The 20,863-nt window shown below is 42.6% G+C and carries 19 protein-coding genes; 3 read left to right on the forward strand and 16 right to left on the reverse strand.

The genetic code is table 11. The annotated features are described in order from the left end of the window. Nucleotides 1-374, forward strand: a 374-nt coding sequence (locus PN457_RS03150) for a DUF4351 domain-containing protein (protein WP_271731280.1), incomplete at its 5' end; no start/stop codon positions are given. A 235-nt stretch (nucleotides 375-609) separates the two neighbouring features. Here the strand turns inward: PN457_RS03150 and PN457_RS03155 are convergent. The 3 genes from PN457_RS03155 to PN457_RS03165 all read right to left on the reverse strand — a co-directional run bounded on the left by PN457_RS03155 (nucleotide 610) and on the right by PN457_RS03165 (nucleotide 6,442). Next, the gene (locus tag PN457_RS03155; protein WP_271731281.1) at nucleotides 610-4,131 is read right to left on the reverse strand and encodes a helicase-related protein; all 3,522 of its coding nucleotides are present in this window, start codon (nucleotides 4,129-4,131) and stop codon (nucleotides 610-612) included. A gap of 56 nt (nucleotides 4,132-4,187) precedes the next feature. Continuing rightward, on the reverse strand, nucleotides 4,188-5,162 hold the full coding sequence (era, locus tag PN457_RS03160) for a GTPase Era (RefSeq protein WP_271731282.1): 975 nt from the start codon (nucleotides 5,160-5,162) through the stop codon (nucleotides 4,188-4,190). An 83-nt stretch (nucleotides 5,163-5,245) separates the two neighbouring features. Then, complete coding sequence (locus PN457_RS03165) at nucleotides 5,246-6,442, reverse strand: RNA-guided endonuclease InsQ/TnpB family protein (RefSeq protein ID WP_271731283.1); 1,197 nt, start codon at nucleotides 6,440-6,442, stop codon at nucleotides 5,246-5,248. Between the two features lie 628 nt (nucleotides 6,443-7,070). Between PN457_RS03165 and PN457_RS03170 the strand changes: the two genes are divergently transcribed. Next, complete coding sequence (locus PN457_RS03170) at nucleotides 7,071-8,486, forward strand: carotenoid oxygenase family protein (protein ID WP_271731284.1); 1,416 nt, start codon at nucleotides 7,071-7,073, stop codon at nucleotides 8,484-8,486. A 12-nt stretch (nucleotides 8,487-8,498) separates the two neighbouring features. Here the strand turns inward: PN457_RS03170 and PN457_RS03175 are convergent, their stop codons facing one another. From PN457_RS03175 to PN457_RS03205, 7 genes are all read right to left on the reverse strand, one after another. Then, entirely contained in the window at nucleotides 8,499-9,614 is a 1,116-nt protein-coding gene (locus tag PN457_RS03175) for an LptF/LptG family permease (RefSeq protein WP_271731285.1), read from the reverse strand. Between the two features lie 101 nt (nucleotides 9,615-9,715). Beyond that, nucleotides 9,716-10,444 (reverse strand): LPS export ABC transporter ATP-binding protein, encoded by a 729-nt coding sequence (gene lptB / locus PN457_RS03180; protein ID WP_271731287.1) that lies wholly within the window; start codon nucleotides 10,442-10,444, stop codon nucleotides 9,716-9,718. A gap of 36 nt (nucleotides 10,445-10,480) precedes the next feature. Next, the gene (locus PN457_RS03185) at nucleotides 10,481-10,936 is read right to left on the reverse strand and encodes an LptA/OstA family protein (protein WP_417006589.1); all 456 of its coding nucleotides are present in this window, start codon (nucleotides 10,934-10,936) and stop codon (nucleotides 10,481-10,483) included. 263 nt (nucleotides 10,937-11,199) lie between these two features. After that, the gene (locus PN457_RS03190) at nucleotides 11,200-11,586 is read right to left on the reverse strand and encodes a DUF309 domain-containing protein (protein WP_271731288.1); all 387 of its coding nucleotides are present in this window, start codon (nucleotides 11,584-11,586) and stop codon (nucleotides 11,200-11,202) included. Next, the gene (locus tag PN457_RS03195) at nucleotides 11,583-11,948 is read right to left on the reverse strand and encodes a ferredoxin thioredoxin reductase catalytic beta subunit (protein ID WP_271731289.1); all 366 of its coding nucleotides are present in this window, start codon (nucleotides 11,946-11,948) and stop codon (nucleotides 11,583-11,585) included. Before PN457_RS03195 ends, PN457_RS03190 begins: the two co-directional genes overlap by 4 nt. A 72-nt stretch (nucleotides 11,949-12,020) precedes the next feature. Beyond that, a complete protein-coding gene (locus PN457_RS03200; protein ID WP_271731290.1) occupies nucleotides 12,021-14,114 on the reverse strand; it encodes a hybrid sensor histidine kinase/response regulator in 2,094 nt (697 codons plus the stop codon). Between the two features lie 10 nt (nucleotides 14,115-14,124). Then, on the reverse strand, nucleotides 14,125-16,026 hold the full coding sequence (locus tag PN457_RS03205; RefSeq protein ID WP_271731291.1) for a CheR family methyltransferase: 1,902 nt from the start codon (nucleotides 16,024-16,026) through the stop codon (nucleotides 14,125-14,127). 567 nt (nucleotides 16,027-16,593) lie between these two features. Between PN457_RS03205 and PN457_RS03210 the strand changes: the two genes are divergently transcribed. Further along, nucleotides 16,594-16,815 (forward strand): DUF4327 family protein, encoded by a 222-nt coding sequence (locus tag PN457_RS03210; RefSeq protein ID WP_271731292.1) that lies wholly within the window; start codon nucleotides 16,594-16,596, stop codon nucleotides 16,813-16,815. 278 nt (nucleotides 16,816-17,093) lie between these two features. On the opposite strand, the gene PN457_RS03215 is transcribed toward PN457_RS03210, so the two are convergent. The 6 genes from PN457_RS03215 to thiD all read right to left on the reverse strand — a co-directional run bounded on the left by PN457_RS03215 (nucleotide 17,094) and on the right by thiD (nucleotide 20,854). Continuing rightward, nucleotides 17,094-17,516 (reverse strand): type II toxin-antitoxin system VapC family toxin, encoded by a 423-nt coding sequence (locus PN457_RS03215; protein WP_271731293.1) that lies wholly within the window; start codon nucleotides 17,514-17,516, stop codon nucleotides 17,094-17,096. Next, a complete protein-coding gene (locus PN457_RS03220; protein ID WP_271731294.1) occupies nucleotides 17,509-17,775 on the reverse strand; it encodes a hypothetical protein in 267 nt (88 codons plus the stop codon). The genes PN457_RS03215 and PN457_RS03220 overlap by 8 nt, the downstream gene beginning before the upstream one ends. 500 nt (nucleotides 17,776-18,275) lie before the next feature. After that, complete coding sequence (locus tag PN457_RS03225) at nucleotides 18,276-18,488, reverse strand: hypothetical protein (RefSeq protein ID WP_271731295.1); 213 nt, start codon at nucleotides 18,486-18,488, stop codon at nucleotides 18,276-18,278. A 446-nt stretch (nucleotides 18,489-18,934) separates the two neighbouring features. Next, the gene (locus tag PN457_RS03230; protein ID WP_271731296.1) at nucleotides 18,935-19,273 is read right to left on the reverse strand and encodes a P-II family nitrogen regulator; all 339 of its coding nucleotides are present in this window, start codon (nucleotides 19,271-19,273) and stop codon (nucleotides 18,935-18,937) included. 165 nt (nucleotides 19,274-19,438) lie between these two features. Then, the gene (locus tag PN457_RS03235) at nucleotides 19,439-19,981 is read right to left on the reverse strand and encodes a hypothetical protein (protein ID WP_271731297.1); all 543 of its coding nucleotides are present in this window, start codon (nucleotides 19,979-19,981) and stop codon (nucleotides 19,439-19,441) included. Nucleotides 19,982-20,005: 24 nt separating this feature from the next. Then, nucleotides 20,006-20,854, reverse strand: a complete 849-nt coding sequence (gene thiD / locus PN457_RS03240; protein WP_271731299.1) for a bifunctional hydroxymethylpyrimidine kinase/phosphomethylpyrimidine kinase — start codon at nucleotides 20,852-20,854, stop codon at nucleotides 20,006-20,008. Between the last annotated feature and the right edge of the window lie 9 nt (nucleotides 20,855-20,863).

Raw genomic sequence — 20,863 nt, forward strand, 5'->3', positions numbered from 1 at the left:
CAATGATGACATTGCCGAAGGAGTTACAAACAGGATTGGTAAGGAAAATTAGGAGCTTGGAGGAGGAGAGAAAAATGCCTTTAATCAGTCCGACGGAACAACTCGCAATGGAACGGGGAGAACAGCGGGGTCTTGAACGGGGTCTTGAACGGGGTCTTGAACAGGGACTTGAACGGGGTCTTGAACGGGGACTGGAACGGGAACAACAGCTGATTATTAAACAATTACATCGCCGCTTGGGAGGGGTGGAAGCATCCTTAGTAGAAGCAATTTATACGTTGGATTTTGACGGGTTAGATTTACTGGGTGAGGCGCTGTTAGATTTTTCCTGTGTTGCTGATTTGCAGCAGTGGTTAGAAAGTCAATCGCAGTAATAGGGAACAGGGAATTACGGCACATTTTATCTGAGTGAGGTATTGAGGGGCGGGCAGGATGTCCACCCCACAAGATTTATGATGTTAAGGTGTGTATTTTATTTATTTGAGTAGGATCGAAACCGAAATCAATAAGTTCTCTGGGGGAGGTTGAAGGAATATAAGGGGGTGTTGGGGGGTGCGTGGTTTCGACTTCGCTCAACCACCGAAATCAATAAGTTCTCTGGGGAGGTTGTCAGGTTTTGGGTAAATTTCCCCGTTCCCACAATTTCTGCCAATTGTAGTTAACGCTGGTAACGTTAAAATCTGGCTCCTTTTCAAAGGGTTGCTGTATATAGCGTAGGATGCAGTCATGATGGCTGGGGGTGGTAATTTCTGGGGATAATGGTACTTGCACTAGTGCTAAAATAAAACCTTCGGGCTTATTCAGGGCGGTGAGAATTTCATTTTTAGTGACTGTAACTGTGTCTGCTCCCATTATGCGCCCTTTAACTTCAATCAACCGCAGCTTTCCTGTACCGGGGATGCGCGATTCTATATCATAGCCACAATTGTCGGCGCTGACATCTTTTGGTTCATAGCCTAATTGGCGTTCTGTATTAATTACTACTTGCATTGCTAGTGTTTCTACTCGCTTTTTTTCTTGGGCGGAGGTGTGGGGATTGGGTTTTTGCTGACCTTGTAGCCGTTGGAGTAATCCCAGGGAGACAATTAAGGACCCACCAATTACTACTGGTGGTAGGGGAGAAAGGCGGCGCTCTTGTTGCAAGTCTTCCATGCGCTTTTGTAACCGCGCTTGGAGTTCATCGGCTCTGCTTCTGGCTTTGGCTGAGTTAATTTTGGCGTTGATTTTCCCGGCGATTTCTTGCTGTTGTAAATCTGCGGCGCGATGGTCCCAATAATTAATTTCTTTAATTAGTCGCTCTTTGACTGCGGCCATGGTTTTGTTTATGAGTTCTTCTTTGTGTTTTTTGACTTCTTGGAGGTGTTGAGGGACGATGTGAGCGATCGCATAGGCTGTTGCTTGTGCTTGAATATGATTAAGTAACCATGACTGTTGTAAGATTGGTTCTATCAATGCTTGGTCAGGGTGACTGACTGGCTGATAATTTAAATAAGGAGCATAGCCTGCATTATAAATTTCTCCAGATGCTAGAATTTCCACATACTGCATTCTGCGGGACACCACCCGACGATTACCAGCAGGATCTGTGCGAGCATCTTGGATTGAATGTTCTAAATAAACTAGAGCTTTAATTTGTTCGCTGGGGTCGTTAACATCTAATAAGATACTACCTTGCTTGAGAACATCCCGATGGCGTTCTAAGATCAAATCAATCACTGCATCTAATAGGGGATGACCGGGATAGACTAAGGCCGCCAAGGGCTTACCTGCGATGCTAATTAATTGTTTATCAAAACAAATGCGCTCATAGCGGGTCAAAATTGCATCTCGTGTCCCCACTACTCGTCCCCGGTTACAAATGACGGCGGGGACATGGGTAATTTCGTAGCGTTGGGGTTCTCGTTCCCTAATAGTCCCCCCTAACTTCTGAAAAGCGGCTATGAAAAAGGAAGCTACAAAGTGGGGTTGTAATTTTCTGGCGTCGGCTCGTTCCATATCTTGGCGAATTTGCCGCACTCTAGAGATGTCCATTGTATCGCGCGCCAAGGCTTTTTCTTCTAGGAGTTTTTGCAACCGTTTAGGGTCGAGACATCCCGTCACAACTTCATTTAACCGGGCTTTAATTTCTGGGGATTCACCGTAGCGAATGGCTTCTATGAGTAATTGTCGCAGCTGGACACCATCAATAGCTGTCCCTAAAACATCAAATACTTTACCCCCCAGAGCTTTTTGTTCATTTTCTAGCTTTTTGAGCAGTGCTAAATAAACATCACCTTCTCTGGTTTCTTTGGCGACTAAGTTCCACAAATGACACACTTCGGTCTGTCCGATGCGGTGGATGCGCCCAAAACGTTGTTCTAAACGGTTGGGGTTCCAAGGTAGGTCATAATTTACCATGAGGTGCGCCCGTTGTAAGTTAATACCTTCTCCGGCGGCATCGGTAGCAATAAGCACTTGGACATCTGGGTCTTGGGTAAAAGCTTCTTGGGATTTGCGGCGTTCTTCGCGCCCCATACGGCCTTGAATTGTAGCGACTGAGTTGGGGTTGCCTAAAAGGTTACTAATTTGCTTGTGTAAGTAATTTAAGGTATCGCGATGTTCTGTAAATATTACCAGTTTGCGGCGGTAGCCACGAGCGTCAAAGAGTTCGGCTTGATTTTGTAGAATTTGAGAAAGTTCTTCCCATTTTCTATCTCTACCACTGCGACGCACTGCTAAAGCCAACTGCTCTAATTTTTGTAATTGGGAAATTTCCACTTTCAATTCCGTGATAGTCCGCGCTGCTGATGCTTGGTCAACAACTTCTTGTTCTATGGCTTCGCGTTCATCGCTGGGGGTATCTTCTTCAAATTCGTTGACATCTTCAATGATTCTACTGGATAACTCTAGGGCATCGAGTCCGCGCTTGGATATTTCTTCCTCTCGCAGGCGTTTTTGTAGTCTTTCCCGTCGCCGTCGCAGTGACTGATAAATTGCTTCTGGGGAGGATGCTAAACGCCGTTGTAAAATAGTCAAGGCAAAGCCTACGGTTCCTTTACGTCCTTGATTATCTAAGGCGTCGGCGCGGTTAAATTCTTCGCGCACATATTCTGTAACTTGCTTGTATAAAACTGCTTCCTGGCTGGAGAGCTGGTAATCAACTGTATGAGCTTTGCGTTCTGGAAACAAGGGAGTACCGTCAAATTTTAACAAATCTTCTTTAACTAGCCGCCGCATGAGGTCGGAGGTGTCGCACACATGAACGCCATCGCGAAATTTCCCCTCAAAACGGTCTCCATCTAAGAGGGCCATAAATAGCTGATAGTCTTCTTCTTTCCCGTTGTGGGGTGTAGCGGTCATTAATAAAAAATGACGGGTAATACTAGACAGGAGTTTACCTAGTTTGTAGCGTTTGGTTTCTCTGACATCTCCGCCAAAAAAAGAAGCCGACATTTTATGGGCTTCGTCACAGATAATTAAATCCCAGTCGGTTTGTGTTAATTTGGCTTGGAGGTCATGACTACGGCTTAATTTATCTAACCGTGCTATGACTAGGGGTATTTCTGCGAGGGCGTTACCGCTGCGAGATGCTTCGATGCGGTCATTGGTGAGAATTTCAAAGTCGAGATGAAATTTCTGGTATAATTCATCTTGCCACTGGGCTGCTAGACTACCAGGACATACTACTAAGCAACGCCGCAGGTCACCGCGCAAATGCAGTTCGGCCATGAGTAAACCCGCCATGATGGTTTTACCTGCTCCGGGGTCATCAGCTAGTAAAAAACGTAACGGCTGCCTGGTGAGCATTTCTCCGTATACGGCGGTAATTTGGTGGGGGAGGGGTTCTACTAATGATGTGTGTACGGCGAGGAGGGGGTCAAACAGATGTGCTAGGCGAATACGATGGGCTTCTGATACTAGCCGCAATAGGCGACCTTCGGCGTTGAAACTCCAGGGGCGCTCTTGAGTAACGATTTCTAATGTATCCTCGTTATGGCGATATAGCAATTCTTGACCGAGGCGACCGCTTGGGTCTTTGTAGGTTAATTCAACCACATCGCTACCAAACCATTTGACATCGACGACTGTGACTACCTGGTTAGGTAAAATCCCTTTAACTGCGCTGGCTTTGGTTAGTTCTTCTAGTCGCATTTAGCATACAGACTTTTTATACTCAAGTGGGCAATATGCCCACATTACAAGGTTATCTATTCTTCTACTCTGTAGCCTAACTCTGCTAAACTCATCCGTGATTGTCGCCATTTTGGCTCTACTTTCACGAATAACTCTAGATAAACTTTACCATCAATCAGCTTTTGAATTTGTTGGCGAGCCTCGCTACCAATGGCTTTGAGCATTGAGCCGCTTTTGCCAATTAGGATACCTTTTTGAGAAGTTCTCTCAACGTGGATGGTAGCTAGTACACGGGTAATACTGGGTGTTTCTTCTACTAAATCAATGGCGATCGCTACTGAGTGAGGAATTTCTTCCCGGGTTAACAGTAAAATTTGTTCCCGAATTAATTCCCCCATGATAAAACGTTCTGGCTGGTCTGTCACCAAGTCCGGGGGATAATAAAATGGTCCGGTCTCTAAATTTTCAATTAATAACTGTTGCAGTTCTGGTAGTCCGGCGCTGGTCTGGGCGGAAAATTTAACTACAGGCCATTGTTGACCTGCGGCTAAAGCTTGATAAGTATCATCAATGCTCTGAGAATCTGGTGGTTGTTGGTCAATTTTATTTACCCCTATAATTACTGGTGTTTGGGTTTTTACCAGTAAATCAGCAATAAAGCGATCGCCTGCACCACAAGCTACTGACCCATCTACGACAAGCAAGACTACATCCACGGACTCAATGGCATTTTTAGCATTTCTCACCAGCACTTCCCCCAATTGATGATGGGGTTTATGAATTCCCGGTGTATCGACAAAAATTAACTGTGCGGCTGGGGTAGTTAAAATCCCTCGTAACCGATTACGTGTAGTTTGTGCTACAGGTGATGTAATCGCGATTTTTTGTCCTACTAATTGGTTCATCAAAGTAGATTTACCGACATTGGGGCGACCAATGATGCCAATAAACCCTGATTTAAATTCAGGAGGAGCCTGGGGGATAGATACTTCTCCTGAAACAGAGAAGAGGTTATAATCAGTACTAGTCACCTTTAGCTCCACCGTCATATATTAGAGATGCAATGAGCAACAAACATAATTGAACCGTTCGTGTTAAACTGAACAAATCTCCATCTGTTCAAAATGACACTTTATAAAGGCATAACCTTTATTGGTGTAACGGCGACACTCGCTATCCCATTTGCAAAAGCATTTGGGAATACTTTTCTTACAATATTAGCTGACCCATTGCAATCTGCATTTAGGAGGATTCCTTTAGCCGATTTGAATAGACCACGCTTTACTCTCTTACCAAGATAAGAGGAGTGTTTCTGTATAGGTTCTAGGTCTAAAGCACTGCATTTTGAGGTATAAGATTCTTCAGTTACTACAACTTTGATTCCTGCTAATTGACATTTATAAGTTAGTTGGTCAATTAATCTTGCATGGGGAATATGTGTAAATGACTGATTATTCTTTTTACCTATATTGATATTCTGTTTCCAGTTATCATTCTTACCAATAACTAACGTACCAATATCACAAGCCTTAAGTAGATTAACAATCGTTCTACTTGTATTGTGTAGATAATTGTCAACGTAGTTGTTTCTATAAGCAGTCATCAATTGAATCCGCTTACTAGTCTTGCGTTTATCACCTAATTGAGCTTGTAACTTAGCTTTGGTTTTGTTATAGAACTGGTTTACTGATTTAAGTGGTCGTCCATTAACCAACAAAGCTTTGAATCCTGGTTGATTTGAAGTTAACGCTACTAAGTTAGTTAAACCAAGGTCGATACCCGCTACATAATTGCTAGTACATTGTTCTTGTTCCTGTTTTTCATACACAATTTCAACTACATAACAGGTAGGGCGTGGTACTAATCGTACTTCTATGACGTTATCTACCTTGGTTGGAATCTTAATATCACTCATTGATAGGTGACAGATACCTTTCTTGAGTCCAGCTTTATATACTGACTCATGATAATAAATAACTGCATTGCGTCCTTTAGTCTTATCTTTGTAGCTTGGTATTCTAGGTTCTCCTAAGAACTTAGAAGGATTCTTCTTCCATTCTTTATGAGCCTCAAAATACCCAGTCCAAGTAGATACTAGTCGTTTGATAATTTGCTTACTGACTTTAGTAGGTAAAGCACGGTAGTCTACATAATCTTTAACTAAATGATAAAGGTCAGTGAGACTATATTTCTTACCAGTAGCAAAGAAGTGCTGACGACAAATGTAATTAGCTAGATTGTATAAATTTTTTGAGAGGAAAGATAGTTGATCAATCTCTTTCCAATGTTGGTGAGATTGTTTAATGATATGTCTTTCAACTAAAATCATTTTTTCTTCCTTCGTTTAATATTAGCATACCATAGGGAGATTTGTAAAGGGTTTACTAGAAATGTTCAGATATTTGCTTGACGGCTGAAACCCTGGCATGTTCAGGGACTGCCTTTATATAAGTTTAATCTATTTAAGTCTTAGAGGATGTTTGATAAGTTTTCAACAGGTAATTTTTATTTTAGGGAACAGGGAACACCGGAACACCGGAACAGGGAATGGGGAATGGGGAATGGGGAATGGGGAACCGAAACAATCAAATCCAGTCCCCTTTCCCTTATAAAGGGAAAGATGAGGGTGGGGTCAAACAATATTTAATACAGTAATCATGACTTGACAAACATCCTCTTAGCGTGAATTTGTTAATTTTCTGGTCTTGGGCGATCGCCTGTGAGCCAGAGTCAGATTATATCAAAAACGACAGTTATAGCATTTACCATGCTCGTGAGGTACAATTTTTTTTAGTTTGAGGGAACAGGGAATTGGGAATTGGGAATTGGTGTGTACTTCATGAGCCGGAAAAAGGCTTTATTTCCCAATTATACTAGAAAAATCTGCCGATATTGGGAGAAACAATCACAGCGATCGCTAATATGATCACTTCATCACTTGTTGAGACATAGACACCATGACAAGGACACTGAACCCGTATCTCAATTATAACTTTGCCCCGGTGCAAACAGAAATCACCACGCTGGCTTTAGAAGTCATAGGTGAGTTACCCGCCAATTTATCAGGGATGTTTGTCCGTAATGGACCCAATCCCCAGTGGTCACCCATTGGTCAGTATCACTGGTTTGATGGCGATGGAATGTTGCACGGTGTGAGAATTAGGGACGGTGAGGCCACATATTGTAATCGCTACGTGCGCACGAAAGGATGGCAAATAGAACACCAAGCGGGGAAAGCGCTCTGGTCTGGGTTATTAGAACCACCGCAGATGGATAATCCTCATGGTGCCTACAAAAACACTGCCAACACTGCCCTAGTGTGGCACGCGGGGCAAATGTTAGCACTTAACGAAGGGGGTGCGCCTCACGCCATCCAGTTACCAGATTTACAGACAATTGGTGAATACACGTATAATGGTAAGCTGGTTTCTGGCTTTACAGCCCATCCCAAGGTAGACCCAAAGACGGGTGAAATGATGTTTTTTGGTTACTCCTTCGCTCCACCATACTTGCAATATAGCATAGTTTCCGATACAGGGGAAATAGTGCGGACAGTGCCAATTGAGCTACCGATGGGGGTAATGATGCACGATTTTGCCATCACCGAGAACTATACAATTTTTATGGATTTACCCTTAACTTTCAGTGGGGAAAGAATGCAAAGGGGGGAACCGGGTTTGATGTTCGAGAGCCATAGACCCAGTCGCTTTGGTATTGTCCCCCGTTATGGGGATAACAGTAATATCCGCTGGTTTGAAAGTTCGCCCTGTTACATATTTCATACGCTTAACGCTTACGAAGATGAAGAGGAAATAGTACTCATAGCCTGTCGCATGAACTCGACCACAGTGTTAAAGGTTAATGATTCCCCAACGGACCGAGAAGCAGATATACCGCGTTTATATCGCTGGCGATTTGATCTGAGCAGCGGGAAAGTGCAAGAAGAAATGCTAGATGATGTCCCGGCGGAATTTCCCCGCATTAACGAAAACTTTTTAGGGCAACGAACCCAATACGGTTATGCTGGGAGAATGGACCAAAGGCCTCTCCCGCTATTTAATGGTATAATTAAATACGATTTTAATAATCAGAGATCTGAAACCCATGAATTTGGTTCGGGACGTTATGGCGGTGAAGCAGTATTTGCGCCGAGTGTTAATGCTACAAAGGAAGATGATGGCTGGTTAATTACTTTTGTTTACGATGAGACTTCACAAACTTCGGAACTAGTGATAGTCAACGCCCAAGATGTCACTGCGGGACTTAGAGCGCGGGTACTAATTCCCCAAAGGGTACCCTATGGTTTCCATGGTACTTGGGTTTCTGACGATAAGAGGTTGTTTTGGGGAACAGGGAATAGGGGAATAGGGTAAGTTGTCAATTTATTAACGTTCAGCTATGCGCATCAATAAAAATAAACCTATTCCTAAAAACAGGAAATTAGGTAGCCAAGCTCCTATAAAGGGTGAGAAAATACCAGCTTGTGCTACGGCACCGCTAATAAAGAAAATTAAATAATAAGTAAAAATTACGATTACGCTCACACCAAAACTTGTACCTTTTCCGCTGCGCTGGGGTCTGCTTCCCATAGCAGCACCTACCAAACCAAAAACTACACATACGAATGGTAGAGAAACTTTTTGGTGAATACGTACTTCAAGTTTGCGAATTTTCTGAGTGTCGCCAGCGATCCGTTCGATTTCTAACTGTTGTAAAGATTCAGCAAGATTCATTTCAGCATAATCTCGGCTTCTCTCGACTAGATTCAATGGTGTGCGGGGTAATTGCAGCTGTTGATGTTCAAAGCGTAAAATATTACGATAGGAACGGTCAGGAGCGACTAAATAAATGGTACCATTATAAAAGTCCCAAACGTTTTCAGCAGTGTTCCACTGGGCAGATTCGGAGACGACAATTTTATTTAAACCTTCTCCAGTCCGGTCTATAATTGTTAAGCCCTTCATCTTCTGACCATCAAATTTGTCAGCATAAAATAAACGTGCCAGTCTCTTGTTTCTAGTACCATCTGGCTCTTCTGTCTCTTGGTATTCAGGATAAAAGATATTTGACTGCTGTAAGATGGGTTTGTCTGACTTGAGGGCTTTTTCCAGGGTAATAGTTGCTTGGTAATTGGCTGCGGGTGCTATTTGCTCATTAAAGACAAATGTCATCCCTGTGACTAGCATACTCAAGATCACAGCGGTGTACACCATGCGATAGACGCTGACCCCACACCCACGCAGAGCAATTAGTTCGCTCTCGCTGGAAAGACGACTATAAGTCATCAAAGTAGCCAGGAGTGTGGACATGGGGAAGGCTAAAACGATAAAATTGGGAAACTTTAATAAAAAAACCTGAATTGCAATATTGATTGGTAATCCAGATTCGACAATGCGCCGCACTAGCTCAAAGACAGCATCGATAGTGACACCCAAGGATGAAAATGCACCTACACCAAATAAAAAAGGTGCTACCAATTCTTTGGTCAGGTAGCGGTCCATGAGCGTCAAGGGTAAGAGGGAATTCAGTCTGTATAATAAATTGAGCTTTTTGAATCTCATAAAATAACTATAGGACTACCATTTTTTTTAACCGGCCTCCTTTAGACTTGAAAGTTATCGCCCAAGTAGTATTGTCGTACTAGGGGATTATGATATAGTTCTTCTGGATGTCCAGAAGCAAGAATTTGTCCCTCGCGCATAATATAGGCGCGGTCTGTAATGGCTAGGGTTTCACGAACATTATGATCTGTAATTAAGATACCCATGCCGCGATCGCTCAATTGTGCGACAATGTGCTGAATTTCGGAAACGGCAATCGGGTCAACACCAGCAAATGGTTCATCCAAGAGTAAGAATTTCGGACCATCCCTACCCGCTGCTAAAGCCCTAGCTAATTCTGTGCGTCGTCGCTCCCCACCTGAGAGTTGAATTCCTTTGCTTTTAGCGACTTTTTCCAAGCGAAACTCCCGCAGTAAAGCCTGTATTCGTTTTGACCATTCCCATCGGGGGACATGAGTTTGCTCCAGTACCAAGAGAATATTATCCCGTACAGATAGCTGACGAAAAACACTTGGTTCTTGGGCTAAATAGCCGATGCCTAATTGTGCTCTTTTATGCATTGGCATTGCGGTTATTTCGGTACTATCAAGCCAGACTTTTCCCTGATTAGGTTTTTCTAGACCGGTAGCAATGTAAAAGGTCGTGGTTTTACCCGCACCATTGGGACCTAGTAACCCCACCACCTCACCCTGAGAAATGGAGAGGTTAACGTTATTGACAACACTGCGCTTACCATAAGATTTGTAAATATTCTCTAAGATAATTTTCACTATTCGCGCCCGTAGTGGTAATTTATCCTGATCAGATTAATTAGATTGGTTTCCCAGTTCAGAATCATTGACCATGTAGATGGACTGTACCTGACCCCGGGATTGAGGTAAAGCCACAAAACGCCCTTCATCAATCAGATAACTGACTTTCTCGGCCTGGATGCTATTGACTCCATTTTGGACAATATGGACGTTACCGCTCAAATCAATACGGCGTTCCCGGCTGAAAAATTGTGCTTGAGCAGATGTAGCCTTAATTTGGCGAGCAGGATACAACATTTGGACGTTACCGCGTGCGGTTGCTACTTGAGTATTGGCGTTATATTCTTGCATATCGGCGCTGATGGTCAGGCGACCATTTTGCTGAGATGTTTGTGCCGTTACAGTTTGCACATGGCTAGGAAATGTTACCACACCCAGGAGTGCAACTGGTAGCATCAAGGCTAATCCCAGGCGACGCATTTGTGATACTGGAAATTTGTAGCAGGACATAATACTGTAGCCATAAGTTTAGGATATCAGATTGTATATTAATTATCCCAATTTCTTGTTCCGAATATAAAATCTACATTTAAGATTTAGGCGCAAGTTGGGATAACTCCTGAAATATTGACGCTTGATCTAGTTTCTAGGTTTCACCCATATACACATTCGTCAAATTCCCTGAGAACACCGCCGCTACAACCGCCAGATTAACCTGGAAATGCAATATTTTGGCAACAACAGCCCCGTAGGCTAGGCTACGGGGTGAAATTTTAGTTGTGAACTAGGACAATTGTGGGACTGGGTAAAGCCTGAGGATCTGCCAAGGCATGAAAGTTATCTGCTCCCATTTGTTGTAATGTTGACAACAGGGCTGCAGTTTGATTCAATAATTGATCTACATCAATACCCTGATAAACAGAGGGATAAGGTCGCAGTCGATTGCTGCCTTCTCCTAGTAAAATTACTGCACCTCGCCAGTTACTATTAGATAAATGATACTGTGAGACGGCAATTTGTAAAATACCTTGATAAAAGGTTTTTTCTGGTTCGCCGGCTTCTATCCACAAAGCCTCTAAAGTGTCATGACAGGCGTAAAACTGTCTGGAATTAAACTGCTCCACACCTTGCCAAAACTCTGGGGGGATCATGTCGCTCATCCCATGCTGGCTCGCACTTCTTTGATAGTTTCTAAACTAATTTTTTGTTGGTCGCCAGCAAACTCATTATCTGGGGTCAGAAACAGCATACAGTGACACTCTTTGCGTTCTCTCATGGGTACACAGGGACAGTTCCAATATGTGGCGCTAACTTCGGCTTCTTTGTCTTCATAGTGGCGACAGGGACACAAAGGGGCTCCTAACTCGTCTTTATGTTTTGCCAGTCCTTCAATCACCACTGCGGTTACAGAGGGTTCAGAACAGAAATATGTGCCGGTGCGTTTAGCGTACTGTTCGGAAAAGTGCCGCATGGCTTCCAGGCTTTTATCGGTGGATGTTGTGTTATTTTCTGATGAAATCATATGAACTGGCCACTCATAATTTAAATATTTGTTTGCATTGTACATCAGCGTCACTGGGCTATTACCCCAACTTCAGCGCTGCTGTTGCCAGGTTGGTGTTGTGGTACACACAAGGGCATGATGTATGACATTTAATAATTGCTCCGCAGTAAAGGGTTTTGCTAAAAATCCCTGAATCCCTGTGAGAGTAGTTCGTGCTAAAGCCTCAGCAGCAGCCAATTCACTCATAACAATAATTGGTACATCCGGGTTGATGATTTGCAAGGTGCGAATGACAGTTTCCCCTGTCATGGATGGGATCATTAGATCTATTAACACCAGTTTAACGTCCTGCTGGTGCTGGGTGTATAGGGCAAGGGCTTCAATCCCATTCTCGGCGATTAATACCCTGTAGTTATGAATATCTAATGTAGTTTTGGTAATTTGGGTAATTGCCGTCTCTTTATCTGCAACTAAAATTAATTCTCCTTTGCCTGTGGGCAGTTTACCCTGGTCTAGTCTGGGGGAAGTGTGACTTTCACTACTGGGGATGTAGATTTTCAATTTCCTCCCAACTCCTGATTGACTGGATACTTCCACAAAACCGCCTATGTCAGGATTTTTACTGCCGGTTTGGGTATGGCGAAATGGTGTGAAAATGTCATCGATGACTTGAGGATTAATATTTAGTGCGGTATGAGTAATTGTAATTACTAGGTAGTAACCCACCTGAGCGCCCATGTGCCGTTTCACATAGCTTTCGTCAATGAAGGTCTGGTTAGCGGAGATTCCCACCTTCACACCTTGAGGCGCTGCATCACAGGCATTTACTAGTAACTTAACTAATAGTTTATGTAGTTCGGTATGGTATGGCTGTAGGATTTCTATATCGGTAGGGATATCTGTATGAATATCAATGTCTATGGATTTGGGGAAGATGCGTTTGATTGTCTGCTCTACATCTTGGAGCAGATGTGATACTGACGGTATTGAGCTTTGAACTTGAAAGTTACTGGTAAATGACTGAATTTGCTGGACTAAATCCATCCCCCGTTTGCTATTGCTTTGCAATAATTTCAGCATTTGTAGGGAACTTTCACTTAACTCGGGATGTTTGAGGGGCAAAAGTTGCGCTACTGTGATCATGGGGGAGAATATATTTTGCAGATCATGGGCGATCGCCTGAGCCAGTGTACCGAGGGTTGACAATCTCTGGGTACGTGAAATTTCTGTTTCTAGTTGTTTTTTGTCGGTGATATCGGTATCCACACTCATGATAGATTTGGGTAACCTGGCGGCATCATACATGAGTGTCCAACGGCTATTAACGATGATTTTCTGACCCCTTCTGGTGACTTTCCGTAATTCCCCGCTCCATGATCCATGCTCTAAAACAGTGTTCAGCGCCCCTAGAAGTTCAGGAGAAGCTTCTGGTAATAAAATTTCCCAGGCGTTCCTGCCCATAACTTCCTCTGCCCGCCAGCCATAAATATTTACCGCGCCTTGATTCCAATATAAAATTTGGTTTTGCAAATCTCTGACTAGAATGGCATCTGTGGTAATATCAAGTAGTGCGGCTTGTTGGCGAATTTGTTCCTCTGCTTTGATCCGCTCACTAATATCCCTAAGTAGCCATCTCCAACCCTTGATTTTGCCCTGAGAATAATCTTTGGCTACCCCCAGGGTGAATTCAGCTGCAAAGTCAACTCTACCTTCTTGGTGAAATATCCGTAACTGTTCTGTGCGTTTCTCTGTTTGCTGGGGCAATTGTCCGATGATTTGGTAGAATTTGGGTAATTCTGTCTGATGTACAAATACAGCCAGGGGTTTGCCGATCAGGTAAGACTGGCGGACATTCAGTAAGTTGGCTGCAGCATAGTTAGCTTCTTGAATTACACCATTGACATCAGTAACTAAATATCCATCGGGGGCAAAATTAAATAAATCCTGGTAACACTGGCGCTCAACTTCTAAAAGGTGGCGAGTAGCAACTAATTCCCGGTTTTGCTGTGCGAGTTCTTCGGCTAATACTTCGAGCTCTTCCAAAGAAATTGTAGTTTCGCTGATGGCTTCTTGCAATAGTGCTGTTATGGGATCATTCTCCTGTCTTATTTGACTAGCACGCTGGGATAAATTTTCTAGTCGCTGATGCGCCCCGGTGATGGCTTCCTCTAGGTTTCTGGTCATTATGTTTGGATTACTTCTGTTGCTGTTGTCGTCTTTGAGCAATTGCTTCGTGAGAAATCATACTTTTAACTTGTTCTATATCTGTCATCATTAATACCACTCCTTCAATTTCTGTACTACATAGGGGGGTAATAGCCAAATAACATTCTATTGTTCTTCCCCGGCGATTGGTGGCATCTAAAATCATTTCTTGGAAGCTCTGCTTTGCAGATAAGGAATCGCGGATAGGCGATCGCAGTTGCTCGAGAGGTAGACCAATATCGAGACTAAATAAGGATTTTCCTAAAACTTCCTCTGTTCTTAAGCCCCACAAATGTTCTACCATGTAATTCCACAGTACGATGTTCAAGTTGCGATCAATGACTACGATTCCCATTTGTAGACTTTTGAGAATGCCAGTCAGGAATAGATTAGTACGGTTGAGTGCTGTGGTGCGATCGCTCAGTTCATGATTAATTGTTTGTAATTCTTCGTTGGTAGATTGGAGTTCTTCGTTCATGGTCTCCAATTCTTCGTTGGTAGATTGAAGTTCTTCGTTCATGGTTTCCAATTCTTCGTTGGTAGATTGGAGTTCTTCGTTAGTAGTTTCCAATTCTTCGTTGGTAGATTGGAGTTCTTCGTTAGCAGTCTCTAATTCCTGTCCAGAACGTTGCAAGGCTTCTTGAAGTTGAATAAAACGAGTCACATCATGAAAAGTGATACTCACACCTAGCAGGGACTTGTCAACATCTTCTAAAGGTATAATTGCTACATCTAAATATTGCTGTTCTCCATTGGGTAAATAGCGATGGACATTTGTTAAAGTAATATTACGGCGTTCGGTATAAGCCCGTTCAATGGGCGATCGCAATTCTATTGGTCTGTAGGAAAGTTCTAAATCCTGAAAAGGACGAGCTAAATCCTGGGGTGAAAGACCAAACACAATGCGAGCCTGGTGGTTACTTAGTACGAGTATTCCATTGATATCTACCACTATTTGGGCTACAGATGCGGAATCAAAAGCCATCTCTCGCAGTCGGATATGTCGAGATCCTCGGTAGCTAGATTCTGGCTCTACTGTATTTGCCATCCCTAGCAAGCGATCGCGTATATTTGCTACTAATACTTTACTAAATATCCGATCTTTCAACTCTAGGGGATTGAATAAATTGGAGTGCACTAACAGCATCTCTGCTTTTCCCAAAAACAGATAACCCCCATCATTGAGAGCAAAATGAAACCGAGCCATAATCCGCGACTGAGTCTCAGAATTAAAATACATGAGTGTGTTGCGACATACCAGCATATCTAAGCGAGAAATGGGCGCATCTTGCAGCAAGTCGTGACGACCAAAAATTACTGAACGTCGCAAGTCCTGACGGAAAACATAGTTATTACCCGTACTCTCAAAATATTTTTCTTGCAGTCCCCATGGTATTAACTGGACATCCTTAGCCGAATACACAGCTTGACGGGCTTGATTCAAAGCTTCTTCATCTATGTCTGTAGCATAAATTTTTAGCCGTTGCCGACATTCCTCGATTCCCAAAAGTTCAGCCATGAGGATAGCCACAGTGTAAGCCTCCTCACCAGAAGCGCAACCCGCACTCCAAACCCGGATGGGATCAGAGTTATTTTTCCGGGCTACAATCTTCGGTAACACCTGTTTAGCTAAGTATTCCCAGGCGGAAATATCTCGAAAAAAGGCCGTGACGTTAATTAGGATTGTGTTAAACAGGTGATTGAATTCCTCTGGATCAACTTCTAAGTAGTCCAAGTATTCCCCAAAGGTTTCTATACTTAGATATTGCATGCGCTTATGTACCCGACGCATCAAAGTTGAACGCTTATAACCTGTAAAATCAAAGCCCCGGCTTTGTCTAAGATAAGTCAGTAGATTTTCAAACTCAGGGTTTTTTTCTGGAGCAGTCATAAATAGGGAATGAGGAATGAAGGACTAGGTGATCAGGGAAAAGTCGTTCTTCCCCCATCTGTAAGATTGCTTTCTTTGCCTAACACCCAATGCTGAATGCCCTATGTACTTTAACTTATTCCTCAAGGTACTAGGGCTGGTGATATCTCATCTCTAGGTAATGTGAACTACCTACACAGTACCGTTAGGTCAGTGTAGGCTTCCGGCTTGATTGACAGATAACCGTCTACCCTAGGGTTTCTTGGTACAAGGGGGAAACTAAAATCCCCTGGGGGGTGTCAAACTTTTTGAGGTCTGGGAGTCTCAACAAGAGTTTTCCAGGGGTCTACCTAAAGACTGATACCAATTCCTGCCTAGATATGCGATTCTGAGCAAGGTGTGGAGGTAAAAAGTTCCTCTACCTTGACCCAAAAGGGGAATTTATCTGTGTAACTGCTATCTACAGGAGACAAGATGGCTGTGGTGGGGTTGGTGTTTCTTGATCCTTGATAATTTTCCTATTTTTTTTGCTCAGTTGAAGATACACGCAGAAAACTTATTTCCTTCAAAAAAGAAAAAGAATGATTTATGGATACTGTTGTTAGATATGATATTGGAATGATTAGAGAGGAAGCACGCCAACTAGTCAAAAAGGGACTACTTGACCGCCAACAACCAATTTACTCCCTATGTAAGTATGTTCCTAATCGTGACTGGATATTGTTTGAGAAGGAGCTGGAAAGGCATGAATATCTACTCAGAGATAGAATTATTGACCTATTGAGTGATGAAACCTGGGAAGAAGATTAAACCGAATACTATTACATAGGGGCATTAAGGAAGATAGCCAAGAACTTCTCAGAGGATGTTTGTCAAGTCCCTCATGGTGTATCTAATATTTTTAGATCCCCCTAAATCCCCCTTGAGAAGGGGGACTTTGACTCTAGTTCCCCCCTTAGTAAGGGGGGTTAGGGGGGGTCAAGAAGTGTCTAAAATCACCTGATAAAACTTATCAAACATCCTCTAAAAGCGATCGACTATGATTCATTTCTTTGCAAATAATATAAGTTCAGTTTTACTATTCTCAATTAAGGTAAAAATATCCGCTCAAATGGTTGCTTGCGATAATGCCGATAAATATTAAAGTCTTTGTCTAGAGTTGCAATAGCAGAGATATTTAATCTTTCGGAAATAGCAATCAGCGATAAATCAGTAAAATCTCCTGGTAGATCCTGATAAATTGTGTTAAGTTCCTGGATTCTTTTATAATCGGATGGCAGGAAATGTTCACATATAAATACTTCCAGTGATAAAGCAGATAAAAATTCGTTCTGTACTTTTGTATTTGGGGCAAGTAACCACATCACTTCTGTAACACAGGCAATTGTTGTGATTAGTTGACTGGTACAGGTACTAAAAAAGTTAATAACTTTTTGGTGATAGTTGTCTTGACGATCATAGAAAGCAACAAGAATCCCAGTATCAATTAATATTAGGGGATAATTATTCATGAGTTCTTGTTTGATTTGTTGCTTGAATTATGTCAGAAATTGCTTTTTTGCGTACATCTCTATCTGACAAATCTCCTGATCCTTCTAGTAAAAATTTGGGATAACCACCCATTCTTTCTAATACTGTTTTAGCTGGAGTTTGATAATCGCTAACTGGTGTTTCTAAAGATGAGATAAATTGTAAAACAAGTGGAATTTGTTGCTCACTAAGGTTTGCGATCGCTTCCAGTAGTTTTTGGTGTGGACTGGTAGAGTACATAGAGTTTTATTGCTGTTGTCATAATTGCTAGTTTAGCAAATAAGAATAGAAAAGCGATCGCCCCTCACATCCCCAAAAGGCGATACCTTCGGTAAGCTACCGCTAACGCACTTCCCACATCTCCAAAGTTGATCACCCCTAACCCCCCTTTGTAAGGGGGAAGAGAGCGATTCCTTCGGTAAGCTACCGCTAACGCTCTTCCCACACCCCAAAAAGCGAACTAACAAGTTGGAGGGCGATCGCAATATGAGTTGAAAATATCAAATAACATGAGAGTAAGAGGATGTTTTAAAAGTGGGGGGCTGTTGTAAGAGGGTGTTTGAAAAGTCCCTCATGGTGTATCTAATTTAGATCCCCCTAAATCCCCCTTGAGAAGGGGGACTTTGACTCTAGTCCCCATTCGGTGTGTTCTCTGTTCCCTGTTCCCTGTTCCCTGTTCCCTAAGATAAAAATTACCTGTGGAAAACTTATCAAACATCCTCTAAGAGTCCTTTTTCACATCAAGGCTGAGAAGAAATTTCATACATTCTATGACCATTGCGGTAGTTAATTTTCTCCACTAAACTACCTGCGGCAAAAGTCTTTTCTAATGAACTGGGATTTTCTAGATTAAATACTGGCATATCTTGCCAACAATGGGGGCAAAACCAAGCCAAACCCGGAGGGCGTATATGCCTTAACAGTAATCCGGAACAACAAGGACAGTAATTCATAATTTTCTCCAATTTCATTGTCAAGAAAATATTTATTTAGGAAATAAATTGCTCCTTCATGGCAGATTTCTATATATCAATTCTAATTAGGAATTATGATCGGGTCTTAATTCAACTTATATTCAGCAATATTTGAGAATATTTCGACTTAAAATTACACTATTCTTGACTAAACTTAATTTTAATTGCTGAGTGAATGACCAGTAGAGTTTTGGGAGGTGAGCGGGCATTTTGCCCGCTATAATAGTAGAAAATCAGGGATATGTTTTGATTTGACTCACATGATGTTACGGTGTAGGATGCCTGCTTGATTGACAGATACCCGTCTACCTTGCGGTTTCTTGGTCTGACTCCGCCTCGAGTCGGCAATAACGGCGTTCCCACTGCCATTGTTTGGCAATATCGGAACTCCTTGACTCAGGGTCATACTTCACACCACCCCATACTCAAACAGCTTCTGTATTCTTCTCGCCAGTACGAATACGTATAACGCCATCTACCGGAGAGATAAAAATCTTACCATCGCCGATTTCACCTGTACGGGCGGCGGCAATAATTTTATCGACAACCATATCAACCTGGTTATCCTCAATCACAATTTCTACTTTCAGTTTTTGCAGAAACTCAACAGTGTATTCAGAACCGCGATACCTTTCTGTTTGCCCCTTTTGCCTTCCAAAGCCCCGGACTTCAGAAACTGTCATACCCACAACGCCAGCATTAACTAAGGCAATTTTCACCTCGTCAAGCTTAAATGGGCGAATAATGGCTTCTACTTTTTTCATGATCTTCACTCCTAACTTCTAATAGGTTTGTTTATCTATCTAAGCAGATATAAGTCAACCACTTTTACCATTACCGCTAAATTTCAAAAATATGTAAAAATTGCAACTTTTTTTTAAACTGTGTACCCCCTACCTAGTTGTCACTCGGAGTTGTGGAAGTGTAAACTAGGGGTTTTGAGCTTCAAACACAAGAGGCACAATCAAATATGCTGCTCCAAATGCGGTGAGCATCAACAATACAATATTCATAGCTAACCACCAGCTACTCAATTGTTTGACTTTTTTCTCTATGGGGGGATAATGGTTGACTGGTTGCTCTTCTATATAAAATGTTGTTGGTATCTGGTGATTGATTTCTACAGGTGTGGATAACTCAGGGTGATGGCTGGTTTGGTTAGCCACGGGTGCTGGACTGCTTGCTTCACCAGTGGCACGAGTAGCTTGGGGATGACTCGGATTAAAACCAGTATTAACATAATTTTGCAGGTGCGAAAAGGACTGAACTACTTTGGTAATTTCTTGGCGTAGTAATTGATTTTCTCGCTCTAGTTGGTGATTTTGACTGGTGATGGTCTCTAATTTTACTTGTGTTAACTGTAATTCGGTTGCTAATTGCCGATATACATACAGTGGTACAGAGGTAGGGTAATTTTGAGATGTTGGCGGTTTTGCTGGATGTCCGTGCACTGAAGTTGGGGTTGTTTGCATAAATAAATAGGTGGGGATCAAAAATTAAGTTATAGATGGTAGAGATATGCTATCAAACTGTAACAGTGGGAAAAAATGTCCTACTGGTCCTTGACCTTTGCCGATATCTAAGGCATAAGTCAGGGCATTAGTAACATACTCCTTGGCCTGTTGTACGGATGTCCACAAATCATTACCCAGGGCTAGGTTAGCGGCGATCGCTGCTGATAGTGTACAACCGGTACCGTGGGTATTTTTTGTCTCTACTTGTTTTGTGGTCAAGGTTGCCAGTTTTTCCCCATCAAACCAGATATCAACACCACGACAGTTACCCGTCATTGCGCCTCCCTTGACTAAAACGGCTTTTACCCTGAGATTGCGGTGTATGACTTGAGCAGCCGCCCGCATATCATCTAAAGTATTGATGGGTAAACCACTTAATATCTGCGCTTCGTAGCGATTTGGTGTGACAATGGTAGCTTGAGGTAACAAGGTATGAGCCAGAGTCTGCACCGCATTATCATCAATGAGTTGCGCCCCTGTGCGTGATACCATAACCGGGTCAACTACTAAGTTATTAATTTGTAATGCTTCTACTGTCTGGGCTACAGCAGAGATGATTTCTTGGTTGAGTAGCATTCCGGTTTTTGCAGCTTGTACGCCAATATCACTGACCACTGCTTGAATTTGCTCTATGACCGCCTCGGTGGGTATAGTATCAACCCGCGCTACCCCTAGGGTATTTTGGGCTGTGACACAGGTAATGGCGCTGGTACCGTGGATACGGTGAAAAGCAAAAGTACGTAGGTCAGCTTGAATACCCGCACCGCCACCGCTATCTGAACCAGCAATGGTTAAAGCTATGGGTACTCTGTTAGTTATTTGAGTGTTCATGGAAAATTT

This window comes from Anabaenopsis arnoldii, from assembly GCF_028331025.1.
Classification (GTDB): Bacteria; Cyanobacteriota; Cyanobacteriia; order Cyanobacteriales; family Nostocaceae; genus Anabaenopsis; species Anabaenopsis arnoldii.

Excerpts from the sequence above, each read along its gene's own strand:
- PN457_RS03155 (WP_271731281.1), bottom strand. The coding sequence starts at position 4,131 with ATGCGACTAGAAGAACTAACCAAAGCCAGCGCAGTTAAAGGGATTTTA.
- era (WP_271731282.1), bottom strand. The coding sequence starts at position 5,162 with ATGACGGTGGAGCTAAAGGTGACTAGTACTGATTATAACCTCTTCTCT.
- PN457_RS03165 (WP_271731283.1), bottom strand. The coding sequence starts at position 6,442 with ATGATTTTAGTTGAAAGACATATCATTAAACAATCTCACCAACATTGG.
- PN457_RS03170 (WP_271731284.1), top strand. The coding sequence starts at position 7,071 with ATGACAAGGACACTGAACCCGTATCTCAATTATAACTTTGCCCCGGTG.
- PN457_RS03175 (WP_271731285.1), bottom strand. The coding sequence starts at position 9,614 with ATGGACCGCTACCTGACCAAAGAATTGGTAGCACCTTTTTTATTTGGT.
- PN457_RS03185 (WP_417006589.1), bottom strand. The coding sequence starts at position 10,936 with ATGTCCTGCTACAAATTTCCAGTATCACAAATGCGTCGCCTGGGATTA.
- PN457_RS03190 (WP_271731288.1), bottom strand. The coding sequence starts at position 11,586 with ATGAGCGACATGATCCCCCCAGAGTTTTGGCAAGGTGTGGAGCAGTTT.
- PN457_RS03195 (WP_271731289.1), bottom strand. The coding sequence starts at position 11,948 with ATGATTTCATCAGAAAATAACACAACATCCACCGATAAAAGCCTGGAA.
- PN457_RS03200 (WP_271731290.1), bottom strand. The coding sequence starts at position 14,114 with ATGACCAGAAACCTAGAGGAAGCCATCACCGGGGCGCATCAGCGACTA.
- PN457_RS03205 (WP_271731291.1), bottom strand. The coding sequence starts at position 16,026 with ATGACTGCTCCAGAAAAAAACCCTGAGTTTGAAAATCTACTGACTTAT.
- PN457_RS03210 (WP_271731292.1), top strand. The coding sequence starts at position 16,594 with ATGGATACTGTTGTTAGATATGATATTGGAATGATTAGAGAGGAAGCA.
- PN457_RS03215 (WP_271731293.1), bottom strand. The coding sequence starts at position 17,516 with ATGAATAATTATCCCCTAATATTAATTGATACTGGGATTCTTGTTGCT.
- PN457_RS03220 (WP_271731294.1), bottom strand. The coding sequence starts at position 17,775 with ATGTACTCTACCAGTCCACACCAAAAACTACTGGAAGCGATCGCAAAC.
- PN457_RS03225 (WP_271731295.1), bottom strand. The coding sequence starts at position 18,488 with ATGAATTACTGTCCTTGTTGTTCCGGATTACTGTTAAGGCATATACGC.
- PN457_RS03230 (WP_271731296.1), bottom strand. The coding sequence starts at position 19,273 with ATGAAAAAAGTAGAAGCCATTATTCGCCCATTTAAGCTTGACGAGGTG.
- PN457_RS03235 (WP_271731297.1), bottom strand. The coding sequence starts at position 19,981 with ATGCAAACAACCCCAACTTCAGTGCACGGACATCCAGCAAAACCGCCA.
- thiD (WP_271731299.1), bottom strand. The coding sequence starts at position 20,854 with ATGAACACTCAAATAACTAACAGAGTACCCATAGCTTTAACCATTGCT.